At 42.9% G+C, this 16,590-nt stretch carries 28 protein-coding genes and 2 pseudogenes; 1 reads left to right on the top strand and 29 read right to left on the bottom strand.

Translation table 11 applies throughout. The features are described from left to right. Positions 1–234: 234 nt before the first annotated feature. Positions 235–1,062, bottom strand: coding sequence for a mechanosensitive ion channel family protein (locus tag BQ4305_RS00730; protein ID WP_110926033.1), 828 nt, complete (start codon positions 1,060–1,062; stop codon positions 235–237). A gap of 76 nt (positions 1,063–1,138) precedes the next feature. On the opposite strand from BQ4305_RS00730, the pseudogene BQ4305_RS00725 reads away from it, so the two are divergent. Then, positions 1,139–1,485, top strand: a pseudogene (locus tag BQ4305_RS00725) (GNAT family N-acetyltransferase); the annotation flags it as partial. A gap of 87 nt (positions 1,486–1,572) precedes the next feature. Here BQ4305_RS00725 and rpsI read toward each other — a convergent pair. The 28 genes and pseudogenes from rpsI to rplP all read right to left on the bottom strand — a co-directional run bounded on the left by rpsI (position 1,573) and on the right by rplP (position 16,589). Next, positions 1,573–1,965: a 30S ribosomal protein S9 gene (rpsI, locus tag BQ4305_RS00720; RefSeq protein ID WP_110926032.1), complete on the bottom strand. Its 393-nt coding sequence runs from the start codon at positions 1,963–1,965 to the stop codon at positions 1,573–1,575. 20 nt (positions 1,966–1,985) lie between these two features. Beyond that, complete coding sequence (rplM, locus tag BQ4305_RS00715; RefSeq protein WP_110926031.1) at positions 1,986–2,423, bottom strand: 50S ribosomal protein L13; 438 nt, start codon at positions 2,421–2,423, stop codon at positions 1,986–1,988. Positions 2,424–2,566: 143 nt separating this feature from the next. Continuing rightward, positions 2,567–3,340: a tRNA pseudouridine(38-40) synthase TruA gene (gene truA / locus BQ4305_RS00710; protein WP_110926030.1), complete on the bottom strand. Its 774-nt coding sequence runs from the start codon at positions 3,338–3,340 to the stop codon at positions 2,567–2,569. 11 nt (positions 3,341–3,351) lie between these two features. After that, positions 3,352–4,149, bottom strand: a complete 798-nt coding sequence (locus BQ4305_RS00705) for an energy-coupling factor transporter transmembrane component T family protein (protein ID WP_110926029.1) — start codon at positions 4,147–4,149, stop codon at positions 3,352–3,354. Beyond that, the gene (locus BQ4305_RS00700) at positions 4,149–5,015 is read right to left on the bottom strand and encodes an energy-coupling factor ABC transporter ATP-binding protein (protein ID WP_110926028.1); all 867 of its coding nucleotides are present in this window, start codon (positions 5,013–5,015) and stop codon (positions 4,149–4,151) included. The genes BQ4305_RS00705 and BQ4305_RS00700 overlap by 1 nt, the downstream gene beginning before the upstream one ends. Then, positions 4,991–5,830 (bottom strand): energy-coupling factor ABC transporter ATP-binding protein, encoded by an 840-nt coding sequence (locus BQ4305_RS00695; RefSeq protein WP_110926027.1) that lies wholly within the window; start codon positions 5,828–5,830, stop codon positions 4,991–4,993. Before BQ4305_RS00695 ends, BQ4305_RS00700 begins: the two co-directional genes overlap by 25 nt. 384 nt (positions 5,831–6,214) lie before the next feature. Continuing rightward, positions 6,215–6,577 carry a 50S ribosomal protein L17 gene (rplQ, locus tag BQ4305_RS00690; RefSeq protein WP_110926026.1) on the bottom strand — a complete coding sequence of 121 codons (363 nt, stop codon included), beginning with the start codon at positions 6,575–6,577 and terminating at the stop codon, positions 6,215–6,217. Between the two features lie 82 nt (positions 6,578–6,659). After that, entirely contained in the window at positions 6,660–7,604 is a 945-nt protein-coding gene (locus BQ4305_RS00685) for a DNA-directed RNA polymerase subunit alpha (RefSeq protein ID WP_110926025.1), read from the bottom strand. Between the two features lie 176 nt (positions 7,605–7,780). After that, on the bottom strand, positions 7,781–8,170 hold the full coding sequence (rpsK, locus tag BQ4305_RS00680) for a 30S ribosomal protein S11 (protein WP_110926024.1): 390 nt from the start codon (positions 8,168–8,170) through the stop codon (positions 7,781–7,783). Between the two features lie 22 nt (positions 8,171–8,192). Continuing rightward, positions 8,193–8,558: a 30S ribosomal protein S13 gene (gene rpsM / locus BQ4305_RS00675; RefSeq protein WP_110926023.1), complete on the bottom strand. Its 366-nt coding sequence runs from the start codon at positions 8,556–8,558 to the stop codon at positions 8,193–8,195. A 22-nt stretch (positions 8,559–8,580) separates the two neighbouring features. Further along, complete coding sequence (gene rpmJ, locus BQ4305_RS00670; RefSeq protein WP_003156543.1) at positions 8,581–8,694, bottom strand: 50S ribosomal protein L36; 114 nt, start codon at positions 8,692–8,694, stop codon at positions 8,581–8,583. A 41-nt stretch (positions 8,695–8,735) separates the two neighbouring features. After that, positions 8,736–8,954, bottom strand: coding sequence for a translation initiation factor IF-1 (gene infA / locus BQ4305_RS00665; RefSeq protein WP_028390440.1), 219 nt, complete (start codon positions 8,952–8,954; stop codon positions 8,736–8,738). Positions 8,955–9,077: 123 nt separating this feature from the next. After that, positions 9,078–9,475: pseudogene (locus tag BQ4305_RS22140) on the bottom strand (M24 family metallopeptidase); the annotation flags it as partial. 53 nt (positions 9,476–9,528) lie between these two features. Continuing rightward, positions 9,529–10,182, bottom strand: coding sequence for an adenylate kinase (locus tag BQ4305_RS00660; protein ID WP_110926022.1), 654 nt, complete (start codon positions 10,180–10,182; stop codon positions 9,529–9,531). A 61-nt stretch (positions 10,183–10,243) separates the two neighbouring features. Further along, positions 10,244–11,539 (bottom strand): preprotein translocase subunit SecY, encoded by a 1,296-nt coding sequence (secY, locus tag BQ4305_RS00655; RefSeq protein WP_110926021.1) that lies wholly within the window; start codon positions 11,537–11,539, stop codon positions 10,244–10,246. After that, on the bottom strand, positions 11,539–11,979 hold the full coding sequence (gene rplO / locus BQ4305_RS00650) for a 50S ribosomal protein L15 (RefSeq protein ID WP_110926020.1): 441 nt from the start codon (positions 11,977–11,979) through the stop codon (positions 11,539–11,541). The genes secY and rplO overlap by 1 nt, the downstream gene beginning before the upstream one ends. 32 nt (positions 11,980–12,011) lie before the next feature. Continuing rightward, positions 12,012–12,194 carry a 50S ribosomal protein L30 gene (gene rpmD / locus BQ4305_RS00645; RefSeq protein ID WP_110926019.1) on the bottom strand — a complete coding sequence of 61 codons (183 nt, stop codon included), beginning with the start codon at positions 12,192–12,194 and terminating at the stop codon, positions 12,012–12,014. 16 nt (positions 12,195–12,210) lie between these two features. Then, positions 12,211–12,714 carry a 30S ribosomal protein S5 gene (rpsE, locus tag BQ4305_RS00640; protein WP_110926018.1) on the bottom strand — a complete coding sequence of 168 codons (504 nt, stop codon included), beginning with the start codon at positions 12,712–12,714 and terminating at the stop codon, positions 12,211–12,213. Positions 12,715–12,737: 23 nt separating this feature from the next. Further along, entirely contained in the window at positions 12,738–13,100 is a 363-nt protein-coding gene (gene rplR / locus BQ4305_RS00635) for a 50S ribosomal protein L18 (protein WP_110926017.1), read from the bottom strand. A gap of 35 nt (positions 13,101–13,135) precedes the next feature. Then, positions 13,136–13,672 (bottom strand): 50S ribosomal protein L6, encoded by a 537-nt coding sequence (gene rplF, locus BQ4305_RS00630; protein ID WP_110926016.1) that lies wholly within the window; start codon positions 13,670–13,672, stop codon positions 13,136–13,138. Positions 13,673–13,702: 30 nt separating this feature from the next. Next, positions 13,703–14,101: a 30S ribosomal protein S8 gene (gene rpsH / locus BQ4305_RS00625; protein WP_110926015.1), complete on the bottom strand. Its 399-nt coding sequence runs from the start codon at positions 14,099–14,101 to the stop codon at positions 13,703–13,705. Positions 14,102–14,131: 30 nt separating this feature from the next. Beyond that, positions 14,132–14,317, bottom strand: a complete 186-nt coding sequence (locus BQ4305_RS00620; protein WP_110926014.1) for a type Z 30S ribosomal protein S14 — start codon at positions 14,315–14,317, stop codon at positions 14,132–14,134. A 24-nt stretch (positions 14,318–14,341) separates the two neighbouring features. Then, on the bottom strand, positions 14,342–14,881 hold the full coding sequence (rplE, locus tag BQ4305_RS00615) for a 50S ribosomal protein L5 (RefSeq protein WP_110926013.1): 540 nt from the start codon (positions 14,879–14,881) through the stop codon (positions 14,342–14,344). A 29-nt stretch (positions 14,882–14,910) separates the two neighbouring features. Further along, positions 14,911–15,222 (bottom strand): 50S ribosomal protein L24, encoded by a 312-nt coding sequence (gene rplX, locus BQ4305_RS00610; protein WP_110926012.1) that lies wholly within the window; start codon positions 15,220–15,222, stop codon positions 14,911–14,913. Positions 15,223–15,267: 45 nt separating this feature from the next. Continuing rightward, positions 15,268–15,636, bottom strand: a complete 369-nt coding sequence (rplN, locus tag BQ4305_RS00605) for a 50S ribosomal protein L14 (RefSeq protein ID WP_110926011.1) — start codon at positions 15,634–15,636, stop codon at positions 15,268–15,270. Between the two features lie 42 nt (positions 15,637–15,678). After that, positions 15,679–15,942 carry a 30S ribosomal protein S17 gene (rpsQ, locus tag BQ4305_RS00600; RefSeq protein WP_041101764.1) on the bottom strand — a complete coding sequence of 88 codons (264 nt, stop codon included), beginning with the start codon at positions 15,940–15,942 and terminating at the stop codon, positions 15,679–15,681. 19 nt (positions 15,943–15,961) lie between these two features. Continuing rightward, on the bottom strand, positions 15,962–16,165 hold the full coding sequence (rpmC, locus tag BQ4305_RS00595; protein ID WP_110926010.1) for a 50S ribosomal protein L29: 204 nt from the start codon (positions 16,163–16,165) through the stop codon (positions 15,962–15,964). Next, positions 16,155–16,589, bottom strand: a complete 435-nt coding sequence (gene rplP / locus BQ4305_RS00590) for a 50S ribosomal protein L16 (protein ID WP_110926009.1) — start codon at positions 16,587–16,589, stop codon at positions 16,155–16,157. Before rplP ends, rpmC begins: the two co-directional genes overlap by 11 nt. Position 16,590 lies beyond the last annotated feature (1 nt).

Below are 16,590 nucleotides of genomic sequence, written 5' to 3'. Positions count from 1 at the left end.
CGTTTTATTATTTAGGCTTTCCAAGGAATCCAATCTAATGACAGGTTACCCCTATTTTGCGGCTTACTTTGGTCTTTATCCCCTCCACATAAAAAAGGCAAACGCAGATGGCAGATTTCCATCTATAACAGTTAGAATTTCTTCTAGCGGATATAATCTGAGATAATGCTTCTTCTTTGGATTCCCTGTAACCTAACAAAGGGCATCAGAGATTTTTTCTCCGATACCCTTATTTTAATGGCTTACATCAAGACTCTCAGCCATCATCAATTCACTCTTGTAGGCAGCCGCTGCCAGTTCATATCTTACCTTTTTGCTCACTTCCACAAGATCCGCTTCATTCACAAGAGCGGATAGGGAATATTTATGCCCCTTGAACTCAACATTCAGTTCCGTGATTTGGTTAAAAGTAAAGCTCTCCAACGGCTGGCCATTTACGTCCTTCAACAAGTATTCACTATATTTCTCATTACATGTTTTGGCTACTTCCTCCATTACCTGAAATGCCTCATCCGGATTTTGCCGATAACTGAGGATAAGACTTTCGTTTACCCGTCGCATGCCCCTGTTCCCATTCTGAAGTTCCGAGATGCTGCTGTAGGAAACGGTATAGAGATATCCGTCATATTGGCGGATCTTCAGGTAACGCATACTGATTTCCTCAATTTTCCCCTGCCGCTCTCCATTAATGATCACGTAATCTCCGTGATGGATTTGCCGCTCGAATAAGTAAGTCAGCCCCATGATGTAATCACGGATGATATGCTGGAGAATCAATGCCAAGGCACCCGCCAGTACGACTGAACCAGTCACAAGCTTAGCAAGATCGAAAAAATGACTGAGTAAATAAATACAGAAGAAAACCAGTCCCAAAACCTTTGTCACCTGTTTAGTGAAATGCATTAAAGTCTCTTCACGCTTTTGATCCAAAAAACTTGTTTTATCAAAGAAAAGCTTGAGGGATTTTCGAATCAAATAAACGATCAAAATAATCAGCAGTCCCACTGTGATCACCATCACAATTTCTTTAGGGAACTGCTTGAACAATTCGTAGACAATCACCCGACCAACTCCTGACTTTCTCAACGTCGAATTTTAACGATAGCATAATTTCATAAAAAAAAGAAGCGCAGTGAATCCTGACCTAATCCTTTTTGTGGCGAAGATTCATAACGAAATAGTTGGCAGTGTGCAGCTTCATCTATGCTCAAAGCAGAACGGCGGACATAGAGCCGAAATTGCCAAATTAATGCCCCCCCCCATTTTCGACGGAATGGAATTGGCCGCTTATTAATGGAGAAGGCTCATGAAACAGCTTCAAAAAGAGACCGAACACTGTTGATTCTTGATACAAGAGAAGGAGATCCTTCCAATTTACTTTACCGTTCATTAGGATACATTCAGGCAGGACGGATCCCTTTTTATGCCATGTCCGAAAACGGCACTTACGATGCCACGCTTATTTATTATAAAAATTTAATGTAAACCTACTGGCTCAGTCGTTCTGAGGCTTTTGAAGACAATAAAAAACCCCTTCCCGAAGCATCGGGAAAGGGCTGTAAACGCCAAAAATTAACGTTTTGAGAACTGAGGAGCACGACGAGCGCCTTTAAGACCGTATTTCTTACGTTCTTTCATACGTGGGTCACGAGTCAGTAAACCTGCAGTTTTAAGCGGTGCACGGAATTCTGGATCTACTTGAAGCAATGCACGGGCGATACCGTGACGGATTGCGCCAGCTTGACCAGTGTATCCTCCGCCGTTTACATTGACAAGAATATCGTAAGTTCCAGTAGTTTCAGTTGCAACTAGTGGTTGGTTTACAACTTCACGCAATGCTGCGAATGGGATGTATTCGTTGATTTCACGGCCGTTAATTACGATGCGACCTTCGCCTGGTACTAAACGTACACGAGCTACTGAGCTCTTACGGCGACCAGTACCATAATATTGAACTTGTGCCAAGATAGTAACCTCCTTAATAATTATCCGCGTAATTCGTAAACTTCTGGCTGTTGAGCAGCGTGTGGATGCTCAGCTCCAGCGTATACGTGTAATTTTTTGAAAATTTGACGTCCTAGAGAATTCTTTGGAAGCATGCCTTTGATAGCAAGCTCAAGCATTTTCACAGGATAGTTTGTACGCATCTCAAGTGCAGTTCTTGTTCTAAGACCGCCTGGGTGCATAGTGTGACGGTAGTAGATTTTGTTATTCAACTTGTTACCAGTCAAATGAATTTTTTCCGCATTGATTAGAATTACATGATCACCAGTGTCAACGTTTGGTGTATAAGTTGGTTTGTTTTTACCACGTAAGATGGATGCTACTTCTGTAGAAAGACGACCTAAAGTTTTACCTTCAGCATCGATCACATACCATTTACGTTCCACTTCATTAGCTTTCGCCATAAATGTCGTACGCATGGTTAACCTCCTAAAAACTTTCATAGTTTTAATATTTATTTTCAATCACAATAAACTTTCCGGGGCTTATCGCGGGATTAAAATACATACCATATTATATTAAACTGTCCCATATACATTGTCAAGGGGATGTTACACCAGGATTAGTTGTCATGAGAAATATTTTTTCCATCCTCTGGATAGCAGACTTCCCATAAGTATAAACCATGTCCTGGCGCTGTCTTCCCGGCCGCTCTGCGGTCTTTTTGCTTTAGAATGGACCGAATGTCTTCAGGCTGCCTTTTTCCATTGCCGATTTCCAGAAGGGTTCCTGTCAAAATCCGGACCATATTATATAAAAAACCGTCACCGGAAAATGTGAAAACCAGTTTCTCTTCATCTTCCTTGATTTCGATTTTATAAATGGTGCGGACTTTATCAACAACACTAGTATTGGACGCACAGAAGCTTGAAAAATCATAGGGTTTCCCCGTCAGATAAGAAGCCGCCTTTCTCATCGCTTCAATATTGAGCGAATGAGGGTAATGACAGGCATAATTCCGCAGAAACGGATCCCGGTGCTTGGAGCGCAAAACAATATAGCGATATTCCTTGCCGACTGTATCAAATCTGGCATGAAAATCCGGTGCGGCTTCTTCTATTCCTAAAACTGTAATATCTTCAGGAAGCAGGGCATTCAGCGCTTTAAGCCAATTAGCCGGCGGAAAACCATAAGGAGAGTCAAAGTGAATGACCTGCCCCTTTGCATGGACCGCTGCATCCGTTCTGCCTGAAGCCGTAACCTTCACAGACGCCCCTTTATGCATTTTTCCAAGCGCGGCCTCCAGCTCACTCTGAACCGTCCGTTTTTCCGGCTGAACCTGATAGCCGGCAAATCCTGTTCCATCATACGCAATCACACATTTATATCTCGGCATATCTCAACCTCTTATGATCGTAATAAAAATAATAAAGCCGCAAGAACAGCCAATGAGAGCAGCAGAAGGGTATCCTTCATCTCCCATTTCAGCACGCGGTACTTTGTCCGTCCCTCACCGCCTCGGTAGCCCCTCGCTTCCATAGCCGTAGCCAGTTCCTCGGCACGCTTGAAGGAGCTGACAAACAGAGGCACAAGGAGCGGCACAATGGCCCTTACCCTGTCCTTAATCGGCCCAGAAGTGAAATCAACTCCTCTGGCTGTCTGTGCCTTCATGATCTTATCCGTTTCATCCATCAAGGTCGGAATAAAGCGAAGCGCAATCGACATCATCAAGGCAAGTTCATGGACTGGAAGCTTCCACTTCTTCAATGGTCCCAGAAGCTCCTCCAAACCGTCTGTGATAGCGATCGGTGTCGTTGTAAGCGTCAGAAGGGACGTCACAAGGATCAGGAACGTAAAGCGCAGTGAAATCATAATCCCCTGTTCCAAACCGCCCTGATAGATTGTAATGAAGCCGAAATCCGCAATCAGCTCCCCTTCCTTCGTAAACAGGATATGGAGAAGGAAGGTAAAGACAATCAGAAAGAGGATGGGCTTCAGCCCGTTATAAAGAAAACGGGGCGGAATTTTGGACAGCACAACCATACTGACCGTAAACAGGCCCAATAATCCGTAGGTAAAGGTATTGTTCGCTAAAAATACGATGCACACAAACAGGAACACGAGCAGCAGTTTAGCCCGCGGATCCATTTTATGAAGGACTGAATCGGATGGGACATACCGGCCAATAATCATCTTTTCAAGCATCAGCGGTTCCCCCGTTTCATAGCCTTGTCTATCTGTGCTGCCAATTCATCTATATTGAGGCATGGATGATCAAACCGAATGCCCAGCTCCTTTTGCAGTTTAAGCTGGAAACGGACGGTATCCGGGACATCGAGGCCTAATTCAATCAGCTGCTCCGGCTCCGAAAAGATTTCTTCCGGATTTCCCTTTTTAAAGACCGACCCTTTATGCATGACGACAATCTCATCTGCATACTTTGCGGCGTCCTCCATACTGTGTGTAACCAAAATCGTGGATATTCCTCTCCGCTTATGGAGATCATAGAACATATCCATGATTTCCATCCTGCCCCGCGGATCCAGCCCGGCTGTCGGCTCGTCCAAGACAAGCACATCCGGTTCCATAGCCAGGACTCCGGCGATGGCAACACGGCGCATCTGGCCGCCGGACAGATCGAATGGAGACTTCTCAAGAATTCCATCCGGGAGGCCAACCTGTTTGACCGCCTCCCGAGCCCGCTTCTTTGCCTCTTCCTCCTGTACGCCAAAATTCATCGGACCAAAGCAAATATCTTTTTCCACCGTTTCCTCAAACAACTGATGCTCTGGAAACTGAAAGACAATGCCTACCTTCTGACGGACCGGCCGCAGATGCTTTTCTTTTCTGCCCGACTCAATAATACGGTCGCCAATGATGACACGCCCTTTTGTCGGCTTTAAAAGAGCATTTAAATGCTGAAGCAGCGTCGACTTCCCTGAACCTGTATGTCCAATAAACGCTGTGTAGCTGCCTGGCTTAATCTCCAGGTTGACATCCTGAAGAGCCAGATGTTCAAACGGCGTATTCGCCTGATAGCGGTACTCTACATCTTCAAGTGTAATTCGCATAAGTCTTTCACCAACTCTTCCTCTGTCAAATGCCCGTCCACTACTTGGATTCCATTTACTTGAAGGGCTTTTGTCAATTTCACGGCAAACGGAATATCCAGGCCTAAGGCAACCAGTTCCTGCTCCATTTCAAAGATGTCCTGCGGAGTGCCTTCGCGGTACAGCAGACCTTGATTCATCACAATAATCCGGTCAGCCTTGGCTGCTTCCTCTAAATCATGCGTAATAGAAATTACTGTGATGTCCTGCTCCTTCATCAGCTGGCGGACTGTATCCAGCACCTCCGCCCGGCCTCTCGGGTCAAGCATGGAAGTGGCCTCATCCAAGATAACAATCTTTGGCTGCAGGGCCAGCACTCCTGCAATGGCTACCCGCTGCTTTTGTCCGCCCGAAAGATGGTGCGGCTCTTGATCGAGAAAGTTATTCATCTTCACCTTTTCCAGAGCTTGGTAGACCCGTTCCGCCATGATTGTTTGAGGAACACCGGCATTTTCTAAACCAAAAGCCACATCATCCTGTACAGTCGTACCGACAAATTGATTATCTGGATTCTGAAAAACCATCCCGATTTTTTGCCGGACATCCCATACGGTTTCTTCTGTCAGGTTTTCCCCGAGCACCTTAATTCCCCCTGAGTCAGGAAACTGAAGCCCATTTAAAAGCTTAGCCAACGTAGACTTTCCTGAGCCATTATGACCGACGATGGCAAGCCATTCGCCTTCATAAATATCAAAGGATACACCGTCTAAAGCATTTTTTTCCTGTGATTCATACTTGAATGTAACATTTTCTAATGAAACTAGCTTTTTTCTCATGCTGACCTCCTTAACTAAAAACGCCCTACCTTATCTTACCCGAGCACAGCAGGATTTGCATGAAAAAATCCAGCCTAAAAAAATTGACGATACAAAAAAACGCTGCACCCCTTCCACCGAATCAATTCCGGTAAATTTAAGAGCAGCTTGTATCCAACCCATTTCGATAAACAGGTTCATATATCGCTTAAGTAAGCGGGAAGGGGTACTTGAGCTAGACGAGAAGGCTCCCTTATATAGCAAAGGTTCCGCCAGCCATCGTAACACTCAATGCGTATTTCCATTTTTGCGAAGCAGGCCTTGCGGGCAAGCTTCAAGATAAAAGAAAAAGGGCAAAGAACAAGTGAGTTCATTCATCTGTCCTGCCCTTTTTCACCGCCGTTATTAAACTAATTCAATAACCACGACTGGTGCACCGTCACCGCGGCGTGGACCTACTTTAAGAATACGAGTGTATCCGCCTTGACGCTCTTCATAACGCGGAGCGATGTCAGCAAATAGCTTTTGAACCGCATCTTGATTATTTTCAGCATTAGCTTCTTCATTACGGATGAATGCAGCAGCTTGACGGCGTGCATGCAAATCACCGCGTTTGCCAAGAGTGATCATTTTTTCAACTACAGAACGTACTTCTTTAGCACGAGCTTCAGTTGTTTCGATACGCTCATGGATGATAAGATCTGTAGCCAAGTCACGAAGTAATGCTTTACGTTGAGCGCTAGTGCGTCCTAACTTTCTGTAACCCATTAGAGATTCCCTCCTTTGTTGAAGTACTAATTATGTCTTTATAGAGGCTCACATTAAAATGGCTAGTTTTACAAACTAGTCATCAGTCATCTTTACGCAGACCCAAGCCTAATTCATCAAGTTTCGCTTTCACTTCTTCAAGTGATTTGCGACCTAGATTACGAACCTTCATCATATCTTCTTCCGTTTTATGAGCAAGCTCTTGAACGGTGTTGATACCAGCACGCTTCAAGCAGTTGTAAGAACGAACAGAAAGATCAAGTTCTTCGATAGTCATCTCAAGGACTTTTTCTTTTTGGTCTTCTTCTTTTTCAACCATGATTTCAGCGTTTTGAGCCTCGTCTGTCAGGCCGACAAAGATATTCAAGTGTTCTGTTAAAATCTTAGCTCCAAGTGCTATCGCTTCTTGAGGACCAGTGCTTCCATCAGTCCATACATCAAACGTTAGCTTGTCAAAGTTAGACAACTGTCCTACACGAGTGTTCTCAACTTGGTAAGAAACACGTGAAACAGGAGTAAAGATAGAATCAATAGGAATAACACCGATTGGCTGATCTTCCCTTTTGTTTTCAACAGCAGGGGTATAACCGCGGCCGCGTTTTGCCGTAAGGCGCATACGCATATGTCCGTTTTTACCAATCGTAGCGATATATAGATCCGGATTAAGGATTTCTACATCACTATCATGAGTGATATCAGCAGCTGTAATGACTCCATCGCCCTGAACATCAATTTCAAGCGTCTTTTCTTCGTCGGAGTAAATCTTTAGAGCAAGCTTCTTCACATTTAGAATGATAGATGTTACATCTTCTACGACGCCTTCAATTGTTGAGAACTCATGCAGCACTCCATCAATTTGTATAGCTGTGACAGCAGCACCTGGGAGTGAGGATAATAAAATACGACGCAAGGAATTCCCTAAAGTAGTACCATACCCACGCTCTAGTGGCTCTACGACGAATTTACCGTATTTGGCATCGTCGTTGATTTCAACCGTTTCGATTTTTGGTTTTTCTATTTCGATCATTACTAAACCCTCCTTCAAAACGTCGAAACCCCGGCTAGTGAGAAATCACTAATAACCGAAATTCCCCATGTATACGTTCCCGCTGTGCGCAACAACTGAAAAATAATCCTTCTGTAGAACGCAAAATTAGTATTATATCCCATTATTGACAGGGATACAAAATTTATACAGAAAAATTAAACACGGCGACGTTTTGGTGGACGGCATCCGTTATGTGGTACTGGAGTTACGTCTTTGATTGCAGTTACTTCCAGGCCGGCAGCTTGAAGAGCACGAATGGCAGCTTCACGTCCTGCACCAGGTCCTTTAACTGTAACTTCAAGAGTTTTCATACCATGTTCAATTGATGTTTTAGCAGCTGTTTCAGCAGCCATTTGTGCAGCAAATGGAGTGGATTTACGAGATCCGCGGAATCCTAGAGCTCCTGCACTTGACCAAGAAATAGCATTACCATGAGAATCAGTGATCGTAACGATAGTGTTGTTGAAAGTAGAGCGAATGTGTGCAATACCAGATTCTATATTCTTTTTCACACGACGTTTACGTGTATTTGTTTTACGTGCCATGAAAAGTAACCTCCTTTACTTATTATTTTTTCTTGTTAGCTACTGTACGACGAGGTCCTTTACGCGTACGAGCGTTGTTTTTTGTGTTTTGTCCACGAACAGGAAGACCACGACGGTGACGAAGACCGCGGTAAGATCCGATTTCCATTAGACGTTTGATGTTAAGAGAGATTTCACGGCGTAGGTCGCCTTCTACTTTTAACTTGTCAATGATATCACGGATTTTGTTCAATTCGTCTTCTGTTAGATCACGAACGCGAGTATCTTCAGAAACACCTGCTTCTGCAAGAATCTTGATCGCAGTTTGTTTACCAATACCATAAATATATGTTAATGAGATAACAATACGTTTGTCACGGGGAATATCTACTCCAGCAATACGTGCCATGCTTGAGTGCACCTCCTTCTAATTAGCCTTGTTTTTGTTTATGTTTAGGGTTTTCGCAAATAACCATGACTTTACCTTTTCTGCGGATAACTTTACACTTTTCGCAGATTGGCTTTACAGATGGTCTGACTTTCATTGCTATCTAACCTCCTTATACAGATCGGAGCGCAACCAGATTTATTTAAACCGGTATGTGATTCTGCCGCGAGTTAGATCATACGGGGAAAGCTCAACCGTAACTTTATCTCCAGGCAAAATACGAATAAAGTGCATACGAATTTTACCGGATACATGAGCTAAAACAGTATGACCATTTTCTAATTCTACCTTAAACATTGCATTTGGCAAAGTCTCTTGTACTGTGCCTTCTACTTCAATTACATCGTCTTTCGCCATTAATGTGATTCTCCCTTCTCTATGTGTGAACTCTTTTCAGTGTGCACATCTAACCGTCAACCATTACTCTCCAGTCCAATCACCTTAAACAGCCGTTTGAAATCTGCTGCAGTCTGCACCATTTGGGTAAACAGCGATGACTGTCCCAGGCTTCAACCGAGTAGCTTTCAGGTGGACCGATACAAGGATTCAGGGCCCTCATGTAAGTCTTGACCGATTCCGTGGCTGACATACTCTCTGGTTAAAGAGAAATAATAAGCCTCAACATAGGTTTTGTATAGCATGGGAGATGTTTGAAAGACGCTCTTGCCTGCTTCTTTCAACCCTCTATATAATGACTCTTCTGGAGCACATATAAGAGCCGCAGTATTTTCTCTTTAATTTTGCCAACCGTATACCAGGGAATGACCAACCAGGATAGTTAAACCAACCCAACTGGAATACCAGAGACAGGTGTTTTGTTAACAGTTGTACAATCTCTCGCGAAATCCATTATACCCTTTATTGCTAAAGAGTGCACCCCATTACCAATAATATTGATAATTAGGAAAATTCCGGCCCATACAGGCAACACTTAATTTGGCAAGTATTCAAGCAATGCATCAACGTCTTCAAAAACCTTATTAATATCCTGCTGCCCGTTAATGTTTCGCAGATACCCTTTTTCTCCGTAAAAATCAAGAAGAGGTTTGGTCTGTTTCAAATTCACCTCAAGGCGATTTTGAACAGTTTCTGCATTATCGTCAGCACGCTGATACAGATCACCGCCGCAGCGATCGCAAGTATCTGCTTTTGCTGGAGGATTGAAAACCAAGTGGTACGTGGCTCCGCAAGATTTACAAATGCGCCGGCCAGTCAATCTTTCCATCAAAATTTCTTTATCAACATCGATATTAATTACAAAATTAATTGGACGATCCAGCTTAGCCAGGATGTCTTCCAATGCTTCAGCTTGTGCAACAGTACGCGGGAAACCATCAAGCAAGAAACCTTTTTCACAGTCGTCCTTACTTAACCTTTCACGGACAATGCCGATTGTTACCTCGTCCGGTACAAGCTCACCTTTATCCATAAATGATTTAGCTTTCAGACCAAGTTCAGTTCCTTCTTTAATAGCAGCTCGGAACATATCTCCAGTAGAGATATGAGGGATATTATATTTTTCTACGATTTTTTCAGCTTGAGTACCCTTGCCGGCACCCGGAAGCCCCATTAATACTAGATTCAATTTTTTTTTCCCCCTCAAACTCTATAATGGGTTTTGGGAAACTTGCTGTTCCCAAAATCCATTACTTTATAAAGCCTTTATATTGACGCTTCACCAGCTGTGCTTCAAGCTGTTTCATTGTATCAAGTGCAACGCCGACTACGATTAACAAACTCGTTCCCCCAATTTGCGCAGAGGCAGGGAGATCAGCGAACTTAATGAAAAAAACAGGAAGAACGGCGATGACCGCTAAGAAGATAGAGCCAACGAACGTTAATCGATATAGAACACTTGTCAGATAATCTTGAGTGTTTTTACCAGGACGGATTCCCGGAACATAACCCCCCTGCTTTTTCAGATTCTCCGCCATCTGTTCAGGATTAACCTGAATGAAGGCATAGAAATAAGAAAAGGCAATGATTAATGCGACATAAATGATCATCCCAACAGGTTGGGTGTAATCGAAGTTCTTTGTAATCCAATTTGTCACATCATTCTTACCAAAGAAAGATGCAATCGTCGTTGGAGTTATGATAAACGCCATCGCGAAGATAACAGGTATTACCCCGGCGGCATTCACTTTCAAAGGTAAGTGAGTGGATTGACCACCCATTTGTGTCCTGCCTGCTGCAGCACGTTTTGCATATTGAATCGGAATCTTACGAAGTGCCTGCTGAATGAATATAACAGCAACCACAATCGCCAAGATGACTAACAGGATCAAAGCCATTGTAACGATACGCATGAAAAGCTGGTCTCCAACATTATCAAATTGCTGGGCGTAAATCTGATTTACGGTCGTAGGGATACTAGCAACAATCCCGGCAAAGATAATGATGGAAATACCATTTCCCACGCCATTCGAAGTAATAAGCTCGCCTAACCATAACAGAAAGGCTGTTCCTGCAGTAAGAACCGTTGCAATAAGCAGGTAAGTTCCAATACTAGGATCTTCAATCAATGCGCCACCAGACATGTTGTTGAATCCATAAGACATACCTAATGCCTGTATGAACCCAAGTATGATCGTAAAGTAGCGAGTAAATTGTGCTAATTTACGGCGGCCTGCTTCCCCTTGTTTCGACCACTCAGTGAACTTAGGAACGACGTCCATTTGTAACAGCTGAATGATAATCGAAGCCGTGATATACGGCATGATCCCCATAGCCAAAATAGAGAAATTTTGCAGGGCACCGCCGCCAAAGGTATTTAACAGACCAATGACGCTCAGCTGATCCTGGGCAGCCAGAAAATCGGCATTCACATGCGGTACAGGAATGAATGTACCGATGCGATAGACGATTAACATTAATAAGGTAAAGATAATCTTATTTCTTATTTCAGCCACGCGCATAAAATTGGAGATCGTACGAAACATTAGATCACCTCAATGTTTCCGCCAGCAGCTTCGATAGCTTCCTGGGCAGCAGAGGAGAATTTATGAGCTTTAACAGTAAGCTTTTTCTCGATGTTACCTTTTGCAAGAATTTTAATACCTGACTTCTCTTTAGATACGACACCTGCTTCTACTAATAGAGCAGGAGTTACTTCAGTTCCGTCTTCGAAAAGGTTCAACGTTTCAAGGTTTACGATAGCGTAATCCTTACGGTTGATGTTTGTGAATCCACGTTTAGGCAAACGTCTGAATAGAGGAGTTTGACCACCCTCGAATCCTAGGCGTACACCGCCGCCAGAACGAGCGTTTTGTCCTTTATGTCCTTTACCAGCTGTCTTACCATTACCAGATCCGATACCGCGTCCTTTACGTTTACGTTCTTGACGAGAACCTTCAGCAGCTTTCAATTCATGAAGTTTCATGTTGGCACCTCCTTGTTAAGCGAAAAATTATTTTATTGTTCTTTGACAGTAACAAGATGAGCAACTTTGGTAATCATACCGCGAATCGCAGGGTTATCATCATGAACAACTGTTTGATGCATTTTGCGTAAACCCAGAGTGTTAACTGTAACTTTTTGATCTTCAGGACGACCAATCAAGCTGCGAGTGAGGGTGATTTCTAATTTATTAGCCATAATTCGATTTCCCTCCTTATCCTAACAGTTCTTCTACTGATTTACCACGTAACTTAGCTACGTCCTCAGCACGTTTCAATTGCTTTAATCCTTCGATAGTTGCACGAACCATGTTAATTGGTGTGTTAGTACCTAGTGATTTTGATAAGATATCGCTCACGCCGCCAAGTTCAAGGACCGCACGAACCGGACCGCCGGCGATAACTCCAGTACCTTCAGAGGCAGGTTTCAAAAGGATGTGACCTGCTCCGTAACGACCATTTACAAGGTGAGGAATTGTTGTTCCTACCATTGGTACAGTGATCAGGTTTTTCTTAGCATCCTCGATAGCTTTACGGATCGCATCCGGAACTTCTTGTGCTTTACCAGTACCGAAACCAACGTGACCGTTCTTATCACCAACAACTACAAGTGCAGTGAAACGGAAACGACGTCCGCCTTTTACAACTTTAGCTACACGGTTAACTGTAACTACGCGTTCTTCAAGTTCTAATTTATTAGGATCAATACTACGAACCATCTGTTTTGTCCCTCCTTTTACCATTAAAATTCTAAGCCGTTTTCACGAGCAGCATCAGCTAATGCTTTAACACGACCATGGTAAAGGTATCCTCCGCGGTCAAATACCACAGATTTCAAACCTTTCTCAACGGCACGTTTCGCAATAAGTTCGCCAACTTTTTGAGCTGCTTCAGCATTGCTAGTAGCTTCAAGATTGATCTCTTTATCAAGAGTTGAAGCACTTGCTAATGTTACGCCGTTTGCATCGTCAATTAATTGTGCGTAAATGTGCTTGTTTGAACGGAACACATTTAAACGAGGACGAGCTTCTGTACCAGAAAGTTTAGCACGTACACGCGCATGTCTTTTCTGACGAGTAGCGTTTTTATCTTGCTTCGTAATCATATACGTCACTCCTTTCGTTTACTTATGCGGCATTATTACTTACCAGTTTTACCTTCTTTACGACGAACAAATTCGCCTTCATAACGGATTCCTTTACCTTTGTAAGGCTCTGGCGGACGAACATCACGAATATCAGCAGCCAATGCGCCGACACGTTCTTTGCTAATCCCTTTAACTATGACTTTTGTATTTGAAGGAACTTCAACTTCAAGTCCTTTTTCAGCTTCGAATTCAACCGGATGAGAGTAACCAACGTTCAATACAAGTTTGTTTCCTTGTTTTTGAGCACGGTAACCAACACCGATAAGTTCTAGTGATTTTTCAAATCCTTTAGAAACACCTTCAACCATATTAGCGATAAGCGCACGAGTTGTTCCGTGAAGAGCACGGTGTTCTTTAGAGTCTGAAGGACGAGTAACAGTAAGTACGTTCTCTTCTTGAGTGATTGTAAGATCAGAATTGAAAGATCTAGTTAATTCACCTTTTGGCCCTTTAACAGTAATATCACTGCCAGTGATCGTAACTGTCACACCAGCAGGAATTTCTACAGGTTTTTTACCTATACGTGACATTGAGTGCACCTCCATTCTTGTTACAATGTATTACCAAACGTATGCTAGTACTTCTCCGCCAACTTGTTTAGCGCGAGCTTCTTTGTCTGTTAAAACTCCGTGAGAAGTAGAAACAATTGCGATACCTAAACCATTAAGAACACGTGGAACCTCACCAGTTTTCGCATAAACACGTAGACCAGGCTTACTGATACGTTTAAGACCAGTGATTACACGCTCATTGTTGGCACCATATTTCAAGAAGATACGGATGATGCCTTGTTTATTGTCTTCGATAAATTCTACATCACGTACGAAGCCTTCACGCTTTAAGATTTCAGCAACATCTCTCTTAATCTTAGATGCAGGAACTTCTAATTTCTCGTGACGTACCATATTCGCATTACGGATGCGAGTAAGCATATCTGCAATAGGATCTGTCATGACCATTTAATTTTACCTCCTTCCCAAAATCGGGTTTTACCAGCTAGCTTTTTTCACGCCAGGAATTTGTCCTTTATATGCAAGTTCGCGGAAACAAATACGGCACAGTTTAAATTTACGGTATACAGAATGTGGACGTCCGCAACGTTCGCAGCGTGTGTATTCTTGTACTTTAAACTTTTGTTCGCGTTTTTGTTTTACGATCATAGATTTTTTAGCCACGTTTTCGCCTCCCTTATTTAGAGATTACTTTTGGAACGGCATTCCGAATTGAGTAAGTAATTCGCGAGCTTCTTCATCCGTGTTGGCAGTCGTTACAATAACGATATCCATTCCGCGGACTTTGCTCACTTGATCATAATCAATCTCAGGGAAGATTAACTGTTCTTTAACACCTAATGTGTAGTTACCGCGGCCGTCGAAGGATTTTTTAGAAACCCCACGGAAGTCACGTACACGTGGTAAAGAAACAGATACTAACTTATCAAGGAATTCATACATACGCTCTCCGCGCAGTGTGACTTTCGCACCGATAGGCATCCCTTCACGCAAACGGAAGCCTGCAATTGATTTCTTAGCTTTTGTAACAACAGGTTTTTGTCCGGAGATCAAAGCAAGTTCTTCAACAGCTGTATCAAGAGCTTTTGAGTTAGAAACTGCATCGCCGACACCCATGTTAATTACGATTTTTTCGATTTTAGGTACTTGCATTACAGAGTTGTAATTAAATTTGCCCATCAATGATGGAGAAATTTCACCTTGGAATTTTTCTTTTAGGCGGTTCATAAGTGAGTGTACCTCCCTTCTTCTAAAACTTATTTATCTAAAGATTCACCTGATATTTTCGCTACGCGTACTTTCTTGCCATTTTCAATCTTGTAACCAACACGGGTTGGTTTACCTGATTTCGGATCAAGAGGCATTACGTTAGAAACATGGATCGCTGCTTCTTGGCTGATAATTCCACCTTGTGGATTAGCTTGAGAAGGTTTTGAGTGTTTCTTTACGATGTTAATCCCTTCAACCAAAACGCGGTTTTTCTTAGGGAATGCCGCAAGGATTGTACCTTGTTTGCCTTTGTCCTTACCAGAGATGACTACGACTTTATCACCTTTTTTAACATGCATTAGCTTCGCACCTCCTTGAAAGGCTTTTACGAGATTTATCTATTATTACAGTACTTCTGGTGCCAGTGAAACAATTTTCATGAAGTTGCTGTCGCGAAGTTCACGGGCAACTGGTCCGAAAATACGTGTTCCACGTGGACTTTTATCGTCACGGATAATTACACAAGCATTCTCATCGAAACGAATGTAAGTACCATCAGGACGACGTACACCGCGCTTTGTACGAACAACAACGGCTTTAACGACTTCACCCTTTTTAACAACGCCTCCTGGTGTTGCTTGTTTAACTGTACATACGATAACATCACCGATATTAGCAGTTTTACGACCAGATCCACCTAGGACTTTGATTGTTAGCACTTCACGTGCACCAGAGTTGTCAGCTACTTTTAAACGAGATTCTTGTTGAATCATGTACGGTACCTCCCTTCGGAATTAACTTACTCCGAACTTAGATTAAATAATTACTGCTTTTTCTACAACTTCTACTAAACGGAAGCGTTTTGTAGCTGAAAGTGGGCGAGTTTCCATGATGCGCACTACATCGCCGATTTTAGCTTCGTTAAGCTCATCATGAGCCTTGAACTTTTTAGAGTATTTCACGCGCTTACCGTATAAAGAATGCTTTTTATACGTTTCTACAAGAACTGTAACTGTTTTATCCATTTTGTCGGATACAACGCGTCCTGTGTAGACTTTACGTTGGTTGCGTTCGCTCATTCTGCAAACCTCCATTCAATTATCGATTATTTACACCGATCTCTCTTTCACGAACAACTGTTTTCATACGAGCGATCGATTTGCGCACTTCGCGGATGCGAGCTGTATTTTCAAGTTGTCCAGTAGCTAACTGGAAACGAAGATTAAATAGTTCTTCTTTAAGAGATTTAAGTTTTTGTTCAATTTCAGCAGTGGTCAATTCTTTGATTTCATTAGCCTTCATTTGATTCACCACCAATTTCTTCTCGTTTTACAAACTTACATTTGATAGGAAGTTTGTGCATAGCAAGACGTAATGCTTCTCGTGCCACCTCTTCAGGTACACCAGAGATTTCAAACATTACTTTGCCTGGTTTAACGACTGCAACCCATCCTTCAGGAGCACCTTTACCAGAACCCATCCGCACTTCAAGAGGTTTTGCAGTGTAAGGCTTGCTTGGGAAAATCTTAATCCAAACTTTACCGCCACGTTTCATGTAACGAGTCATTGCAATACGGGCAGCTTCGATTTGACGGTTTGTGATCCAAGAAGCTTCAAGCGCTTGAAGACCATATTCTCCGAAATGTACTTCAGTGCCGCCTTTAGCAGTTCCTCTCATTTTACCGCGGTGTTCACGACGATATTTAACGCGTTTTGGCAATAACATA

The sequence above is a fragment of the Bacillus massiliglaciei genome, from assembly GCF_900098925.1.
Lineage (GTDB): Bacteria > Bacillota > Bacilli > Bacillales > DSM-1321 > Peribacillus > Peribacillus massiliglaciei.
This window is presented reverse-complemented; position numbering and strand designations above follow the sequence as displayed.